The 16,326-nt window shown below is 39.2% G+C and carries 18 protein-coding genes and 1 tRNA gene; 12 read left to right on the top strand and 7 right to left on the bottom strand.

Annotation, left to right across the window (positions count from 1 at the left end; all coding sequences use genetic code 11):
• Positions 1-73: 73 nt before the first annotated feature.
• From AACM45_RS13775 to AACM45_RS13765, 3 genes are all read right to left on the bottom strand, one after another.
• The gene (locus tag AACM45_RS13775; RefSeq protein ID WP_163636110.1) at positions 74-664 is read right to left on the bottom strand and encodes a Crp/Fnr family transcriptional regulator; all 591 of its coding nucleotides are present in this window, start codon (positions 662-664) and stop codon (positions 74-76) included.
• A 937-nt stretch (positions 665-1,601) separates the two neighbouring features.
• Positions 1,602-2,396 carry a nucleotidyl transferase AbiEii/AbiGii toxin family protein gene (locus AACM45_RS13770; RefSeq protein ID WP_163636112.1) on the bottom strand — a complete coding sequence of 265 codons (795 nt, stop codon included), beginning with the start codon at positions 2,394-2,396 and terminating at the stop codon, positions 1,602-1,604.
• The gene (locus tag AACM45_RS13765) at positions 2,396-2,716 is read right to left on the bottom strand and encodes a DUF6922 domain-containing protein (protein WP_163636113.1); all 321 of its coding nucleotides are present in this window, start codon (positions 2,714-2,716) and stop codon (positions 2,396-2,398) included. Before AACM45_RS13765 ends, AACM45_RS13770 begins: the two co-directional genes overlap by 1 nt.
• Positions 2,717-3,093: 377 nt before the next feature.
• Here AACM45_RS13765 and AACM45_RS13760 point away from each other — a divergent pair, with 377 nt between their 5' ends.
• From AACM45_RS13760 to AACM45_RS13725, 8 genes are all read left to right on the top strand, one after another.
• Positions 3,094-3,441, top strand: a complete 348-nt coding sequence (locus tag AACM45_RS13760) for a plasmid mobilization protein (RefSeq protein WP_318344157.1) — start codon at positions 3,094-3,096, stop codon at positions 3,439-3,441.
• Positions 3,431-4,480 carry a relaxase/mobilization nuclease domain-containing protein gene (locus AACM45_RS13755; protein ID WP_318344156.1) on the top strand — a complete coding sequence of 350 codons (1,050 nt, stop codon included), beginning with the start codon at positions 3,431-3,433 and terminating at the stop codon, positions 4,478-4,480. Before AACM45_RS13760 ends, AACM45_RS13755 begins: the two co-directional genes overlap by 11 nt.
• Positions 4,481-4,488: 8 nt before the next feature.
• Entirely contained in the window at positions 4,489-4,779 is a 291-nt protein-coding gene (locus tag AACM45_RS13750) for a hypothetical protein (RefSeq protein WP_339143403.1), read from the top strand.
• A 135-nt stretch (positions 4,780-4,914) separates the two neighbouring features.
• On the top strand, positions 4,915-5,097 hold the full coding sequence (locus AACM45_RS13745; RefSeq protein ID WP_318344155.1) for a hypothetical protein: 183 nt from the start codon (positions 4,915-4,917) through the stop codon (positions 5,095-5,097).
• A gap of 123 nt (positions 5,098-5,220) precedes the next feature.
• Complete coding sequence (locus AACM45_RS13740; RefSeq protein WP_094997766.1) at positions 5,221-5,592, top strand: type II toxin-antitoxin system HicB family antitoxin; 372 nt, start codon at positions 5,221-5,223, stop codon at positions 5,590-5,592.
• Complete coding sequence (locus AACM45_RS13735; protein WP_318344154.1) at positions 5,589-5,726, top strand: hypothetical protein; 138 nt, start codon at positions 5,589-5,591, stop codon at positions 5,724-5,726. The genes AACM45_RS13740 and AACM45_RS13735 overlap by 4 nt, the downstream gene beginning before the upstream one ends.
• 3 nt (positions 5,727-5,729) lie before the next feature.
• Entirely contained in the window at positions 5,730-6,569 is an 840-nt protein-coding gene (locus AACM45_RS13730) for a Fic family protein (protein ID WP_318344153.1), read from the top strand.
• A gap of 3 nt (positions 6,570-6,572) precedes the next feature.
• Positions 6,573-8,177, top strand: coding sequence for a recombinase family protein (locus AACM45_RS13725; RefSeq protein WP_339143395.1), 1,605 nt, complete (start codon positions 6,573-6,575; stop codon positions 8,175-8,177).
• On the opposite strand, the gene AACM45_RS13720 is transcribed toward AACM45_RS13725, so the two are convergent.
• A tRNA-Arg gene (locus AACM45_RS13720) sits at positions 8,143-8,216 on the bottom strand. The two genes, AACM45_RS13725 and AACM45_RS13720, sit on opposite strands and share 35 nt — an antisense overlap.
• Positions 8,217-8,563: 347 nt before the next feature.
• Between AACM45_RS13720 and AACM45_RS13715 the strand changes: the two genes are divergently transcribed.
• Positions 8,564-9,076, top strand: a complete 513-nt coding sequence (locus tag AACM45_RS13715) for an adenine phosphoribosyltransferase (protein ID WP_339143393.1) — start codon at positions 8,564-8,566, stop codon at positions 9,074-9,076.
• Here AACM45_RS13715 and AACM45_RS13710 read toward each other — a convergent pair.
• The 3 genes from AACM45_RS13710 to AACM45_RS13700 all read right to left on the bottom strand — a co-directional run bounded on the left by AACM45_RS13710 (position 9,073) and on the right by AACM45_RS13700 (position 11,921).
• Positions 9,073-9,225, bottom strand: coding sequence for an SsrA-binding protein (locus tag AACM45_RS13710; protein ID WP_339143391.1), 153 nt, complete (start codon positions 9,223-9,225; stop codon positions 9,073-9,075). The genes AACM45_RS13715 and AACM45_RS13710 overlap by 4 nt on opposite strands.
• A 591-nt stretch (positions 9,226-9,816) precedes the next feature.
• Positions 9,817-11,562 (bottom strand): M56 family metallopeptidase, encoded by a 1,746-nt coding sequence (locus AACM45_RS13705; RefSeq protein ID WP_339143390.1) that lies wholly within the window; start codon positions 11,560-11,562, stop codon positions 9,817-9,819.
• Positions 11,562-11,921, bottom strand: a complete 360-nt coding sequence (locus AACM45_RS13700; protein WP_339143389.1) for a BlaI/MecI/CopY family transcriptional regulator — start codon at positions 11,919-11,921, stop codon at positions 11,562-11,564. The genes AACM45_RS13705 and AACM45_RS13700 overlap by 1 nt, the downstream gene beginning before the upstream one ends.
• A gap of 150 nt (positions 11,922-12,071) precedes the next feature.
• Between AACM45_RS13700 and AACM45_RS13695 the strand changes: the two genes are divergently transcribed.
• Genes AACM45_RS13695 through AACM45_RS13685 form a run of 3 tightly spaced genes read left to right on the top strand, consistent with a single transcriptional unit; the run spans position 12,072 to position 16,284 of the window.
• Entirely contained in the window at positions 12,072-13,010 is a 939-nt protein-coding gene (locus AACM45_RS13695) for a calcium/sodium antiporter (protein ID WP_339143388.1), read from the top strand.
• Positions 13,011-13,018: 8 nt separating this feature from the next.
• Entirely contained in the window at positions 13,019-14,647 is a 1,629-nt protein-coding gene (locus AACM45_RS13690; RefSeq protein ID WP_339143387.1) for a carboxypeptidase-like regulatory domain-containing protein, read from the top strand.
• Between the two features lie 50 nt (positions 14,648-14,697).
• Complete coding sequence (locus tag AACM45_RS13685) at positions 14,698-16,284, top strand: carboxypeptidase-like regulatory domain-containing protein (protein ID WP_339143386.1); 1,587 nt, start codon at positions 14,698-14,700, stop codon at positions 16,282-16,284.
• Positions 16,285-16,326: the final 42 nt, after the last annotated feature.

Here is a 16,326-nt window from a genome sequence, read left to right as displayed (position 1 = left end):
ACAATATTATGGAACTAACTATTGCAAAAATGAAACATCATCGGCTTTTCTACCTGACACATTTGTGACAAAATCATTTTTTGGCGATCTTACTCCGTATTCTGCTCAATGATTGCCGTTCTATACCCAAGTACGTTGCTAAATGCGTTAAACTAATTCTGTTTACAAGGTCTGGGTTTCGGTCTATAAAATTCAAGTAACGCTCTTCAGCTGTCTCAAACAAAAGACTTTCTACCCTGTCGGTTTGCACGGTCAAAACATATTCGGCTATCAACCTACCATACCTTTCACTTGTTTTAAATTTACCGTACCCTTCTTGAATTTTATCATATGGCAATTTTATGATTACCGATGGCTCAAGACATTCGATAAAATACTTTGATGGTTTTTGCCTTATGAATGCGGGATAATCTGTGGCATAGTTATTTTCAATTATAAAACCCGTTGTTATTTTGTTTCCTTTTTCATTGACGTAGTATCTTCTCAAAAGTCCCTTGCAAACAAATCCCACTTCCTTTTGAACCTCCCCGCTTTTAAATAAAAATTCTTTTTTGCCATACTTTTCTATAATAAGATATGAGGAAATGAAAGTTAGTTCCTCCGAGCTCAAATCAGGAAATTGTTCTAGGTAAGATTTGATATAAACCTTAAACTCTTGCTCCATTCGGGATGTTTCTTTAGCTTATTACCAATGTATGGCTGAACAAAGTTACGTTCAGTCCGTAGCGTATTTATAATTTAATTATTTAAGACAATTATATACTCAAGAGTAACACACAAGATACTTCCATACAATTTACAATTAATACGTTCGATTAATGTAATTTAAAGAATTACACTTAATATATAAGCAAACAAATATAATATATCGCTCTGTATAAGAGAAAAGACAAACTGTTCCTGATGTTCTCAATTTTTGTACTTGTCTTTTTTTAATTGGCTACACCAATTTCCGTAATTTATCGTTCAGTATGGCTTCCATGGTCTTGGAGTATCTACTTGCCATTTAAGATAAAGATATCATTGAAGTTTTGTTCCTATTTTTCGATGTAATGGATATGAATCGTTCCATTGATTTTGTCATGGGATCGGCACCCTTACGGGTGCTTTTTGTGGAAAGGGGGAAAAGAGGGGATTTCCAAAGATACTTTTTCCCTTCAGGATACAGACAATCCCATTGGTTCGAGATGGGCAATGAATGAATACCTGCTAAGCCCGTCTTTTCCTTAAATGATATTTTGATCATGCCGGGCACATCTTAAGAAGCCTTTCGAATAATCTCCAAACTCATTTATCCATACAAATGATTAAATATGCAATTGTATGTATATACAATTGTACATGTGTACAATTATATAATTATACGAATGAAGAGTTGTTTTAATATTTGAACAAATCTGATGAGCACTTAATTAATGTAATGGTACGAAGGGGTATATTGAGCAATGTTGATTTTCACGTTCCCTTACCTGGATGCCATACTCCTTTTGTTTTTTTCTCCCTTTCCACTTTTCATTCCTACAAAGGTTAGAATAGATCAAGGAAAAACGTATCGGCGTAAACTTTCAAAAATGGGAACTGTCAACTATAAGATGGATTTTTTAAAGACCGATCCCTTTGTTTTTCCACCTCCTTTTTCTGGAAGGAGGAGTAAAACGCAAGCCTTTCGACTTTGCATATGCCTCGACGATCCCTGCCCATCTTAGGCCAAGTTCGGGCCAAGAACCCGGGATAATGGAATTTTCCGTTAAGATAAGACGGTTGCTTTCACTTTTTCGGTCCGTTGCCCTGTTGAAATTGCCCAGGGCGGACAGGTCACCGGCCAAACCGCTGGGAAGTCCCTCAACGTTGAAGATGGTGCCAAACTCTTTACCGATGAACATACTTTCCCTTTTCATAAGCTCGGTATGCAGTCTTTCAAGGGAATACAGTCCACAGAGCAACAAAAGGTCCCCAAAATCCTTTTGGGTCCCGCGATTTACGGCCGACACCAATTTCAATGCCCCGATGTCGAGTTCATTGATCAATCTAATGTTGTCAAATGTTTCTATGGGATGGAGCAATGGAATATTTTGGATGATGTCTATTTTGATCGGGACCCCGTTCCTTTGTACGTTCACCCTGAGAAAGGCCATTTGATTGTCCCCGAAGTTTTCCTCCAAGAGGCCTAAAAGCCCGTCTTTGAAGGTCGATCTGAAATAGGCACTTATTGCCCTCAATCTTTCGACCCCGACCACACCTTGGGAAAAGAGGTCGATGTCCGTGGAGACCCTATGATTGTGCCGGATAGCGAGGTTGGTGCCACCTCCAAGGTTAAAGTCCCTTAAATAATCTGCTTGCATCAATTGGACGATGACGCTTTTCAGCTCGTCCGAAACGGCTTGGTCGACGGCCATTATCCAAAGGAAGGATTGTAGTTCTTCATATGGTCCGGTCTGATGCCATAACGTTCGGCCACGGCCCTGATACTGCTGTTCCCCCGAATCTGTTCGCTCCTTTTCGCGCACCGGACAATGTCACTTATCGGATACAGTCTTTCGAGAAGCTCAAAATATTGTGGGTCCCCCATATTGCGGGACAGTACCCTTTCGATGATAAAGATCTTGTCCTTTTCCACATCAAGCACGCTGGGGTCGACATCCCAAAATACAGGTCCGGGAAAGTAACCCTTTAGGTTCTTTCCTTTGGACGGTGCTATGTTGTGCGACTTTTTCATGGCTCTTTCTATATCAAATATACGAAATATCCCGGTGTCCGGCCCATGGCCCCGTGTTCAATATGACTTGGGACGAAAATCGGACCATTGATCTAATATGGAAAATTCCGTCCAAAGGAACGTATTGACCGGTTTCCCTCTTTCCATGGAAATCCTTGGTTCAAGTTCAGTACATTTTTTTATTTCTCTTCTGAAAAGACCCTTCAACGATTTGCCGTACAAAAGTCCATGTACGGCAAAACCCCTGCAAACAATCCATAGATTATAGGTTTGCCATATAGTTGATCGGAGGTCACGAAGCAAGTTGTGTTTTTGCTAACAAAAACCCTACGCACTTCGTTTGCAGATTATCTGAAATACAAGCTAAATCCATTGAAATGGGAAGACCGAAAAAAGAATTTACGGCACGAAAGACAATACAGGTCAATGTAAGAATGACCGTTGATGATTATTCCAAAGTTTCCAATAATGCGGAAACTATCGGGTTATCCATTGCGGAATTTATCCGAAGAAGGATTACGAAAAAGTCGCTACCAAAGAAAAAGGTAAGTCCATCGGACCGGAAACTTTTCGTTGAACTTAGTCGAGTGGGAAACAATCTGAACCAAATCGCCAAGGTCGTGAACTCGGGCATTCGCGACCCGTTCAGTATTCATAGGCAATTGGAAGAAGTAAAAACACTATTGCAATACCTTAAATCAAATATCAAGAAAAATGATAGGTAAGATAGTGATAGGAAAGGATTTTTATGGAGTACTGGCCTACAATGAAAAAAAAGTACGTGAAGGGGTCGGGTATGTCATCGATTCCAATATCGAACATTCCACTTCCGTTGAAATGACGCAGGAATTCAATTTGATAAGGGAGCTACGCCCAAACCTCGGGAAAGCGGTACTTCATGTCTCCCTGAACCTGCCGCACTCGGATTATTTGGATGATAAAACGTTCGTATCGGTAGGGTGTGATTATTTGATGAAGATGGGTTTTGACAACAATCAATTTATCATGTACCGTCATACCGATACGGAACATGAGCATATCCATATCATAGCCAATCGGGTAAGGTATTCGGGGAGATTAACAAGTGACAGTAATATTAAAAGAAGAAACCGTAAAATACTCGATGATCTGGAAAAGAAATACGGACTGACCCAAATAGTAGGTAACACAAATACCCAAAAATCACTTACCCAAAAAGAAATAGAGAAGACCCTAAGAACTGGTAATGTACCGATAAAACTTGTTCTTCAGGACAAAATCGGTTCAGTAGTTTCAAGGGCAGCGGATACAGCGCAATTCATCACATTACTACAAAAACAAAATATATCGCCAAGATTTAACGTGAGCAAAACCACGGGAAGAGTTTCGGGCATATCTTTCAAATACCAAGGAGTTGTATATAAAGGCAGTACGCTCGGTAAAAAATTTTCATGGAACAGCATCGTAAAACATATCGCTTATGAGCAAACAAGAGACCGTTCGGTTATACTATCGGCTAATGAAAAAGAACGAGGAACTCATCTTACTGGCGAAGGAAACAATGGAACGACAATCAGGCATGAACAAAGAAATAATAGAACTGCGCAAGGCACTCAAGATTCTTCTGGGCAATCAAAAGGTCATCTGGGAAAAATTGAAGGAGATGGAGTAGTCCAACCTCTGGTAGATGAAACGGAATGGAATCCGTTTAAACTTGAACTTATGGATGACGGTATTAAGAAAAAGCGCAAAAGAAAGAAGAAAAAGAAAGGACTGAACCTATAGAAGATATTATGAAAGAGAACAATAAGTTACGATCTTCGGAATTAACTCCATCTGAAATTCAGGTGTTGGAGATGATACGGAACAAAAGGTTCCTATCCATTAAGTTGATAATCAAAAATGGGGAGGTCGATACAATCGAGGGTTTGGAGCGACTGCATACAGGAGAGCGTATTATCGATATGTTGAAACAACATGATTTTCAAAATCTGGAAATCAAGCAAAGTAATGGTAAGATCGTCTGTGTAAACAGAATTTACAGGAAAAAAGTCATCCCTCCCGTCAAATCTAAAAGTTGTTAACCAACTACTTATAATTAGGGGATAAAATAACCATTCCATAATGGATTTAATAAGTTAAAAAAGGTAAATTAAAGCCTGCTTTTACAAATACGGTAACGACCTTCACGACAAAGGAGCTGCCGATTTTCAGGAAAGATGTCAAACTCAATACTTGAGCCAAAGCAGAAAAACAAAAAATTCAACAGCGTATGGCTGAAAACTTATGAAGGTTTTGAGGATTACTCGGAAGAAGATGCGGAGCGAATCGTAGAACAACTTCTAGCACTTGCCAACATAGTCTGTGACCATGTCCAAAAGGTAAGTAAAGACGAAGATTAAATTTAAAAAACAGCAACTAAATAATAGTTGCATTTTAGTATCTTTGATAGAGGGTGGATTTAGGATCATGTTCGTGAACGAACTAAACAATAGGGAATAAAGCGGATTAGGAAAATAGAAGCAATGGCGGATAATTTGGAACATGAAGGGTATTTCGGTTCTGTGGAGTATAGTTCTCGGGACGGGCTGCTACACGGAAAAGTTATCGGAATAAACGACTTGGTCAGCTATGAGGGTACTTCGGTCAAAGAGCTGAAGGAGGCTTTTGAAGGGTCCGTCGACCATTATCTTGAAACCTGCAAGGAGCTTGGTAAAGAACCGAACAGGTTTTATAGGGGAGGGTTCAATATCCGTACATCCAGTGAAATCCACAGGGAGCTTTCGATAATGGCCGAAAGGAAAAAAATGAAACTGAACGAACTGGTCAACAAGGCCTTTGATTATCTGGTAAAGAACGAGGACAAGGTCCTGAACCAAAATAAGGTCGAACAATGAGAAGGGGAACCAAAAGAATGTTGACCGCAAGTGGGGAACGGGCCAAACATTTGAGGCCATTTCGAAAAAGAGTGTTCTGGAAAGCCGAAAGACAGGCCCAAAAGAAAATAGAAATCGATTCAAAATTCAAATAGCCCATGGGAGGAAAGGATCCGTTCGTCGCAACCAGAAAAAAATACGATTCCCTAAAGGAGAAATACGATAAATTGATCGTATCGGCCTTTGATGCCGATGATTTCAGGAGATACAATGAAATCCTGTTCTCCGCCCACAGTTGTGGTATAGAGGGCAATAGCTTCAGCGTGGACGACACGAGGGAGCTTAAGGAAAAGGGGTATGCCGTTAATCTTGTCAACAAGACCTTACTGGAAGCGTTCGAAATAATGGACCATTTCAATGCCTACGATTATATCCTGAAAAACAAGGGTTCCGATTTCAACGAATCCTTCGTAAGAACGGTACATAAAATATTGACCAAAAATACATTGCCCTATAAAGGCCACAAACCCGGGGAATATGCCAAGACCCAAATGGCGGCCGGTGATACGGTATTCCGTGACACCAAAAAGGCCATAGCGAACATGCCAAGGCTTCTGGCCAGTTTCGACGATGCCATCAAAAACAAAAAAACGCACCCTTTGGAGTTGAGTGCCATATTCCACAAGATGTTCATTTACAGCCATCCCTTTCCGGATGGTAACGGAAGGTTAGGCCGGTTGCTGTCCAATTTTATTCTGGAGAAGTTCAAACATCCACATATCATTATTTTAAAGGAGGATAGGCAGGAATATATCGATGCACTCAAAGCTTCCGAGAAGCACAACAATATGTTGGCGATAGTCAACTTTTTCTATGATACATCGATCAAGAGAATGCAAAAGGAAATTGGTCAAAAAAAAAACCTTTCGAAGAATTTCAACTTGGGTTTTGAGGACGGGAATAAAAGAAAAAAGGGTTTTACAGGACCAAAAAGATAGCATATGAACTTAGAGGTGTTCGAACAATTCGCGAAAAAGGAAAAAGGAAGGATTATCGGCAAAAGTGATACGGCCGTTATCTATACCCGTGTTTCCAGTAAGGAACAGTTCGACAACAATGCCAGTCTGACCACCCAGCTTAAGTATTGCCAAGAGTATGCCATCAGAAAAAAGCTCGAGGTAATCGAATATTTCGGGGGAACCTATGAATCGGCAAAGAGCGACGAACGTAGGGAATTCCAAAAGATGCTAAGCTATGTCAAGCGACGAAAGAACATCGGTTATATCATTGTCTATTCCTACGATAGGTTTTCAAGAACTGGCGCGAACGGTGCATATATCAGTGGGCAACTAAAGAAACAGGGAATAGCGGTCGTTTCGGCCACCCAGGAAATCGATGTTACAACAAGCGCAGGTACGTTCCAGGAAAATCTTTTCCACATGTTTTCCCACTTCGACAACCAAATCCGCAGGGACAAATCCATTACGGGCATGCAGGAAAAGTTACGAAAGGGATACTGGACGGGAGCTTATCCCTTTGGTTACACCAACACCAATCCTGGAAAAGGGAAGATTCCGAATTTTGTAATTTCTGAACAAGGAAGATTGCTTAAGCACGCTTTTTTATGGAAGGCGAACGCAAATATGTCCCATGTCGAGATTGCAAAACGCTTGGAAGAAAAGGGCCTGAGCATTAAAGCAAAAAAGCTGACGGACCTTTTTAGAAACCCTTTCTATTGTGGGCTTATTGTCAATAGTCTGATTCCGGGAGAGGTAATTCCGGGAAAACATGAAGCTTTAATACCAAAGAAAGTATTTCTTAAAATCCATGATTTGCTTCACGCAGGGGATTCACCGAAGAAATATTCGTTCGATGATGAAAACCTGCCATTGAAAAAGTTCGTCAGATCCTCGGTTTGTGGAACGCCTTATACGGGATTCATCGTAAAGAAAAAGGGCCTTTACTATTACAAGAACAGGCGTAAGGGCAGTAAGGAAAACAGAAGTGCCAAAAAGCTTCATGACGAATTTTTAAATGTGTTAGGGAGGTTTACAATAGCCGATAGAAAGTATATCGAACCCTTGACCGAGATAATTCACGACACCCTGATCGATAAGAACCAAGAGGCAGTTGACGACCAAAAGAGATTGACCAAAGAACTCGGCCAGCTCGAAGAAAGGATTGATACATTGGAAAGAAGGTTCGTTGTACTGAACGAGATTACGAAGTCGCAGTACGACCTTTTTATGCCGGAACTAAAAGCCAAACAAAGGGAACTGGAGGTAAAACTGGAAAATGGGGGAATCAATAGTTCAAACCTCAAAAAGTCGGTAAAGATGGCACTTAACTATGCCTGTAACCTGCCTAAATTGTGGGAGTTAGGCGATTTGGAAACTAAAAGAGCCGTACAATATATGGTGTTCCCTGACGGGATTAGGTATGACTTCAAAAACAAGCTAGTTCAAACTTTTCGAGTCAATGAAATTTTTGGTGCAATCTCCTCGTTTTCAGATAATTGTAAGGAAATAGAAAAGGGGACTTTCCACTCGATTTGCAGAAAATCCCCTTTAGTGACCTCGGCAGGATTCAAACCTGCAACCTTCTGAGCCGTAATCAGATGCGCTATTCAGTTGCGCCACGAGGCCTATTTGGAATTTTCACGCATTCCAGAGCGTTTTGTTTTTGTCCTCGGCAGCCACGAAACTTCGGGGAAACCTGCAACCTTCTGAGCCGTAATCAGATGCGCTATTCTCCCGATACTTCGGGAGCGCCACGAGGCCTATTTGGAATTTATACGCATTCCAGGGCGTTTTATTTTTTGTCCTCGGCAGCCCCGAAACTTCGAGGAAACCTGCAACCTTCTGAGCCGTAATCAGATGCGCTATTGTCCCAGTACTTCTGGAGCGCCACAAAGCCCTTTATTTTCCGTTTAAAGGGTTGCAAATATATTTCTTTTTACATTTAACCACAAACTTAAGTGCAATCTATAGCTATGGATTTTAATAACTATGTCAGGGATATTGCCAATTTTCCGACTGCTGGTGTCGGTTTTAAGGATATTACCCCACTTTTAAAAGATAAAACCGCCTTTAAAGCGGCCGCCAAAGCGTTGCTTCATATGGTCGATGGACAAAAAGTGGATAAGGTGGTGGGTATGGAAAGTCGTGGGTTCTTCTTTGGGCCGGTCTTGGCGGTTGAATTGGAAGCTGGGTTTATCCCCGTTCGCAAGGTAGGGAAACTCCCAGCTGATAAAATTTCACAAACATATGATTTAGAGTACGGTACCGATACCCTGGAAATACATAAGGATAGTATCCAAAAAGGGGATAAGGTCTTAATTCATGACGATGTGCTGGCTACAGGCGGAACAGCAGCTGCCGTTTGTACGTTGGTGGAGGCGTTGGGAGGCGAGATCGTACAATGCAATTTTTTGATTGAACTTGGTTTTTTAAATGGAAAGGAAAAATTGAAGGGCCACGAAGTACATTCTTTGTTACGATATTAGCCCAGTGCCTTTGTAGTTACGTAATAGCGCCAACCTACAATGGCCAACTGAAATTTTGTAGCCTTTGATAAGTCCAATTGTCTTTTAGTATAAGAGGGAAGTAGCAGTTTGTTGCATTTTGCAAGTACTTTAAAAAACGCGTGGCTCATCGATTGTTTTTGACCAAAATACAAAAATAAAAGCTCGGCACGGGGCCGAGCTTCTATTCCAATTTCGTTTTTTGATTGCTATTGGGTTGATGAGACCCTTTTTGATTGATTTCAGGGTTGATGAGGCCCTCTTTGTTTTTTGATTGTGATAACAAAAGATTAAATCGCGATAGCTATAAGACTTAATACTAAGGTTACAATAAACTTTACTAGTGCGATCATTTTTGATTTTTTTAGGTTATTAATAGTTGTTTTATGAATTGATTTTTTGAAGATATGTTGATAACTATCATGTTTCCAAATATCTAGCATCGATTTAATGCAATTGCATACATAATTGTAAGTAAATAAATGAATTCAAATTTAAAAATGATGTGACTTGCTTAATTAAAGTTTTATATTGAAATATAAAAATGTATTTTATATTATAAAATGAAATAACTATAGCGTCATTTTTTATCAATTTTTGACCAACAAGGGCCTTTTCGTTTCCGAAAGTTGGATTTTCATGGGTTTCATTTTTTTTGGGCAAATGAAAAAGCCGACCAAATCCAGGTCGGCTAAAGATTGCTAAATGCTATGTGGTCGAACCTACTTTTTATTTTTTGTCGTTATTTCCACAACCCCATTTTTTGCCTTTTTACCGTATTTGGCAATGGATTTTTTTCCTTTGTAGACATTTACGGTTTCAACGTCTTTTGGTAACAGTTTTTTTACTTGTTTTTCAGAAGCCTCTTTTCCATCAACTATGAACAGGGGTTTCTCTTTGCCATTGGTATCAATGAAAAAAAACCCTCCATCTTCACCGATAACTTCAATATCCTCATGGTCGTCTGAATCTTTCATTATGAAGACATGACCGTCCTTTTTATCACTTTTTGAATTTTTTAGTTTTATTTTTTTTCGCAATACCCTTTTTTTGTCACCATCACTATTGACGATTACGTGTACCCCTTCTTCGTCTGGGTCTTCATCAAAGTGAATATCAAGATCATGCTCGTGTATTTCGTCTTCGTCGATTTCAACACCGTTAAGATAGAATTTGTTAGACCCGTCTTCCTTTTTGATTATGACTTCAGTATGATCGTCATCCCCTGAGCTGATCCAAACATTTTTGCGAGCTGTATGTATCTTTGTGACACCCGAACCCGCAGAACCCTTACCGCCTATAGAGACTAAATTGTTTTTAGGATCTATTAAAATCACCAAGGGAGAAATACCACTGTCATTATCGGATGATTTAAAGGAATTCGAGAACTTACCCCCATTTTCCCCTATACCTGAAACGTTGAGGCTAATGTCGGTGATCTCATCATTCTCGTTATGAACAACGGTATATGAAAAATCGATATCGTCTTTTGCCAAATCGGCCTTGATCTCTTCCAACTCTTCATTAGTGGTGTTCTTACCAATTAAGATTTCTATGGACTTACCTTCACTAACAACAATACTACTATTCGATTTAAAGGTATAAACTTTAGTGGTGTTGAAAGCCATTAAGAAAAGTGTTAACAATGGCATGATGAGCAATAACTTTAAAGTGTTCATTTTTTGGGACTGATTTTGGTTTAACATGACTATTCGATTTTTGATTAATGAATTATAAAATGGATTTGCTATCGGAAGCTTGACTGTTCCAATCGCTTGTTTGAGCATTACATATTGATATGACTTTTTACATAGGGTATTTTGACAAGCCTCCGAATCGGCTAGATATTCAAGATTTTGCTTTAGAAGGTTTTTATAGACCCAGATAAAAGGATTGAACCATTGAAATATCAAAACGAGTTCCAAAAAAAGAATATCGATGGAATGTAATTGTTTTGCATGACCCTCTTCATGGGCAATAATCGCCTCGAGCTCATTTTTACCGAATTGACCGGGGTGGTAAAAAATATAATTAAAGAACGAAAAGGGTGAAAGTTCTTTGTCGGTTTCAACATGGATAAAAGCATCACGTTTCAAAATTTTCCCACCTTTAATGCGGGTTCGTATGGCATTGAATTGCAGCACCAACCGGGTCAGAAAAAAGAGAACGCCAAGCGTGTATATAAATAGTAACAAGCTATTCCAGTTTAAGAGGGAAAACAAATCGTTGGTCGTAATCACCTTGAAGGAATCGTCACCTGCCTGTAAACCGTTCAATGTGTCAAACGCTATGGTGACTTCTCTTTTAATGGTAACAAGGGGAAGTAGAATCGAGGCAATAAGTCCTGTCAACAAAAACCATCGATTTTTCACAAAATAAGTTTCCCGTTTAAGAAACAAAATATAGGTCAATCCAAAAAGAAATAGGACCCCTGAAGCCTTTAGTAGATAAATTAAGAATACTTCCATTACTTTTTGTTTTCAATGAGTTCAATGATTTCTTTCAATTCTTCGATGGAAATTTTTTCCTCTTTGGCAAAAAAAGAAACCAAGCTTTTGTATGAATTATCATAGTAATCTGCAATGGTGTTGTTGATGAATGTTTTGCGATAGGCCTCTTTGGTCACCATGGGGAAGTACCTATGGGTATTACCAAAGGCTTCATGGCCTACATAACCCTTTTCCTCTAAATTTCGCACAATCGTCGAAAGTGTGTTGTAATGCGGTTTGTCACCCGCTATTTCATGCAGTACTTCTTTGACGAAGGCTTTTTTAAGCTTCCAGAGTATTTTCATGACCTGTTCTTCTTTATTGGTAAGTCTTTGCATTTTTCTTTTTTCTGGATTCAAACATAATACGGGATTTTTAGTTAAACAACTATTTTTATAGTTATTTAACTATTTATTTAGTTTTCTCTTTTATTTTCTAAAGCACTTTTAGAACAAATCTTCATTTATCTTTATGCTTTTAAAATAGCTATGCTAGATTTTATATTGATAATCGTAGGATTGGTTTTATTGATCGTTGGTGGTAACTGGTTGTTAAAGGCTGCGGTGGCATTATCTTTAAAATTGGAAATACCCAAGATCATCATTGGTATGACCGTGGTCTCTTTTGCGACTTCAGCACCTGAACTTATCGTGAGTATAAAAGCCGCCCTCGATGGTTTTCCCGATTTGGCATTGGGTAATGTGGTAGGGTCTAATATTGCAAACCTAGGTTTGGTACTTGCCATTACCGTTCTAATGGGCAGTATGGATGTGCGTAAAAGCTTCTATACAACCGACTGGCCCGTTATGATGATTGCCTCACTGTTGTTTGTCGGGTTTGTTTATTTTGACGGCACCCTACAACAATACGAGGGAATCATAATGGTTTCTTTGTTATTTGCCTTTTTGGTTTACCTATTACGTTTTCAAAAAACTGCGGTCGTAGACGAGTTGCCAGATGATGATGAACCACTACCGCTTTATAAGACGGCACTTTTTCTCGGGCTAGGGGGTACCGCACTTTGGGGAGGCTCTGAATTACTGATCAATGGCGCGGTCGGGCTAGCTTCCTCTTTTGGCGTTAGCGACCGAATTATCGGTATTACCATAGTTTCGGTGGGCACCAGCATTCCTGAATTGGCAGCCTCCATTATTGCCGTTTTGAAAAAAGAGAAGGCCATTTCATTAGGCAACCTTATCGGCTCCAATATCTTTAACCTGCTTGCGGTATTGGGTATTACTGCAATCATTACCCCGATTAACGTAGTCGATCAAGGGCTATTGACCAATGATATTTTCTGGATGCTCGGTATATCTTTTCTGATCCTGCCCTTGGTCTTTATTCCGAAAGGGCTTCGTTTGGGATGGCGAGATGGGTTGGTTCTGATTGCGATATATTGCACTTTTATCTATCTTACCGTTAATTAGATAGCAAAATGAAACGGGTTTTAAGAAATTTTCTAGTTGTTGGGGTCCTTTTGTTTGGTTTAACACTTTTTGGACAAGATAATGACTTCTTTTTCGGAAAATTGATTGATGCCAATACAGGGGAACCTGTTGTTTTTGCGACAATTCGTTTAAAAGATAAGGCCCTTGGGGTCATTTCGAATAATGATGGGGGATTTAAAATACCATTGGATTTTCAATATAAAGCGGATACCTTATTGATATCCAGCATGGGCTACGAAACGAAACAGCTTGACTTTGGTGTATTGAGAAAAAGTGCAATCAACAAAATATTCATGAAACCATCTGTTTTTGAATTAACGGAAACGGTGGTGACTGCCAAAAAGAGAAAAACTTTGGCTGGAGTAAAGGGAAGCCTGACAGCGGAACAAATCATAAAATACGCTATTGAACGTATACCCGATAATTACGATAATGATCCATTTGAATTGGTAGGCTACTATAGGGATTATCAGTCGAAGGATAAAGAGTATACGAATCTAAATGAAGGCCTGATCAAGGTTATTGATAAGGGTTTCAATGTAAAAGACCATACAAGTTTGCAGTTCGGTCTTTATGGTTATGAGGCCAATTTAGATTTTGAGGTGGATTCTTTTGCGGCCAAACCCTATGATTACCAATCTAACGACAAATACATACCAGATGCGGTGTTTAGACAACGTAAAATTCCTAACGAATTAACCCTCTTGTTCAATCATGATGCCATAAGAAATAATAATGAACGCACGTATTCTTATATCAACACTTTTGTCAAAGACTTTATAAATGAACATGATTTCGTCACCTATTTCCTTACGAATTATGGCGATCAGAAAGTTTACAAAATTAAGTTCAAAAAGAACCACACCCCTTTTCAAGTTCGAGGTGACATTTATATTGATACTGATACTTATGCGATTCGAAAATTGGAGTATGCCGTATATCGGCAAGTCCTAGAAGAGGCTTCTTCTACAAACTATAGTGAATCTGATATGGATTTACTTTATGAGATTTTGGTTGAATATCAAGATTATGAAGACCATATGTACCTAAACTACATTTCTTTCCATAATCAATTCAAGTTAGTTCGCCCCCCAAAGTTCTTTATTGAAGATGTCATCATCGATAAAGATTCAAGAAACATGATATTGACTTTAAACAGACCTTCTGTAAATTGGTTAAAATTGAAGACTAGGGATTTTAGGGTCTACTATCAAGGAAGCCGATTAAAGGTAAAGAAAGTGGTACGGGTGGGAGACCTTGGTGATACCTATGAGATATCCTTTCTGAAAAAAAGTAAGCCTCAACGCAAGCGTCTTAGACTTCTTATTTCTGAGGAAAAGGATAGGCAAAAGACTACATTGGCGATTGCTGTGAAAAAAATGATGGATGCCGATGGCAACCTATTGGCAGAAAGAAAGTCAGAATTGCTTGATCAATTCCGTGAATTCTTTACCCAAAAGATAATTTCTGGACGGAACAAAGAAGTTGCCAATACTTCATATGTAGACAAAACGGTTTCATTGGGCCAACAAGAACAATCCAATATCAAAGTTGAAATGGATGAAGGATTCTGGATGAATACGCCCTTAAAAGATATGACAAAAGAAAACCAATAAGGTGTATTCACTCTACCCCATATGATAGTTATTTATAATCTTACTATGGTATGGATTTTAGTTTAAAAAAATACTTGTTCTTTCTTTTGTTCTTGTCGTTGAATATTGTTTTTTCACAATTTAAAGACGAATTTATCAATGGTGTTTTATTGGATTCAAAAACCAATGAACCGGTCGTCTTCGCTACGATTAGGGTAGAAGACAAAGCCCTGGGCGTCATTTCAAACCAAGATGGTGGTTTCAGGGTACCTACGACTTTTCAACTTGAAGGCACAATTTTGGAAATTTCCAGCATGGGGTACGAAACCAAGCGTATTCCGTTTTCCGTATTAACTACAGGTGGTATCAATACTATTTTAATGACCGCTGCGGTTTTCGAATTGAACGAAACTACGGTAACGGCAAAAGCCAAACGATTGACCGCTCGTAAAATTATCAAATATGCCTTAGAACGAATACCCGACAATTATCCGCAAGATCCATTTAGCATCATAGGGTACTATCGCGATTATCAACTAAAGCAACGTGAATATGTCAATTTGAATGAAGCCATTGTTCAGGTGTACGATGTGGGTTTTCAATCAGACGACTATCAGCAAATCTCCTATGGGCTGTTCTCCTATACCAAGAATAAAAAATTTGAGATAGATTCTTTTGCCGCGAAACCCTATGATTACATAAGCCAAGATAAGTTTATTCCCGATGCGGCATTAATAAGTGATTATGGTGGTAACGAACTCGTGATATTGCATATTCATGATGCCATAAGAAACCACAATGTGCCGGCGTATTCCTTTGTTGGTAAAATGACAGAGGACTTTATTGGCCAGCACCGTTTTTCAAAAGTGGAAACCACCGCTTATAATGGGGAAGAAGTGTACAAAATAGGAATACGGAAAAGTCCTTTTCCATTTCAGGTAAGGGGCTTTATTTACATCGATAAAAATGATTATGCCATTAGAAGGCTTGACTATGCGGTTTACAAGAAACACGTTGGTACCGAAGGGAATTTCAGTGAAAAAATTCGGGACCGGAAAGTATTGCTATATGAAATATCGGTCGAATATGCCGATATCGAACAAAAGATGTATCTCAACTACATCTCATTCCACAATAAGTTTGTCATTAGGCGCCCCGCAAAATTCAAGATCGAAAAGCTGATTTTAGATAAGGTGAATGGCCTACTTGAGGTGCAATTGAACAAACCCGCTAAAAATTATGATGAATTGAAACTGAAGGACATTGAGCTTAGGTTCAAGGGACAGCAGATACAATTTCGGCGTATCGTTTCTGCCGCTGGTAAGAGTTTGACCCTAAAGCTGAGTGACGGAGCCAGTCAAGTAGCGTTGAGGAATCAACTATTCTCAAACACTGAAAAAGGGGTAAGGGAAAAACCGTTTCTTCAAATAAGTACTTTAATCGATGAGGAAAACAATCTGTTGGATGAAAGGAAATTGGAACGTCTAGATCAATTTAGGGAATTTTTCACCCAGCAAGTGGCAAATGAGGGGATTGCGTTCAAAGACAGTCTAATGCTTAAAACACGACCGCTCTATGATACAAGGCAGCCGATGTATCCAAAAAAGAAAAGGTTCGATTTTTGGATGAATACGCCACTTAAAAATGTGGACCAATAAAAAACCGCCCTTCAATAATTGCATCGAGACGGGCGGTTTTTT

This window comes from Croceitalea sp. MTPC5, from assembly GCF_036985505.1.
Taxonomy (GTDB): Bacteria; Bacteroidota; Bacteroidia; order Flavobacteriales; family Flavobacteriaceae; genus Croceitalea.
Note: the sequence above shows the minus strand (reverse complement) of the source record. Positions and strands in the feature narration are given on the sequence as shown.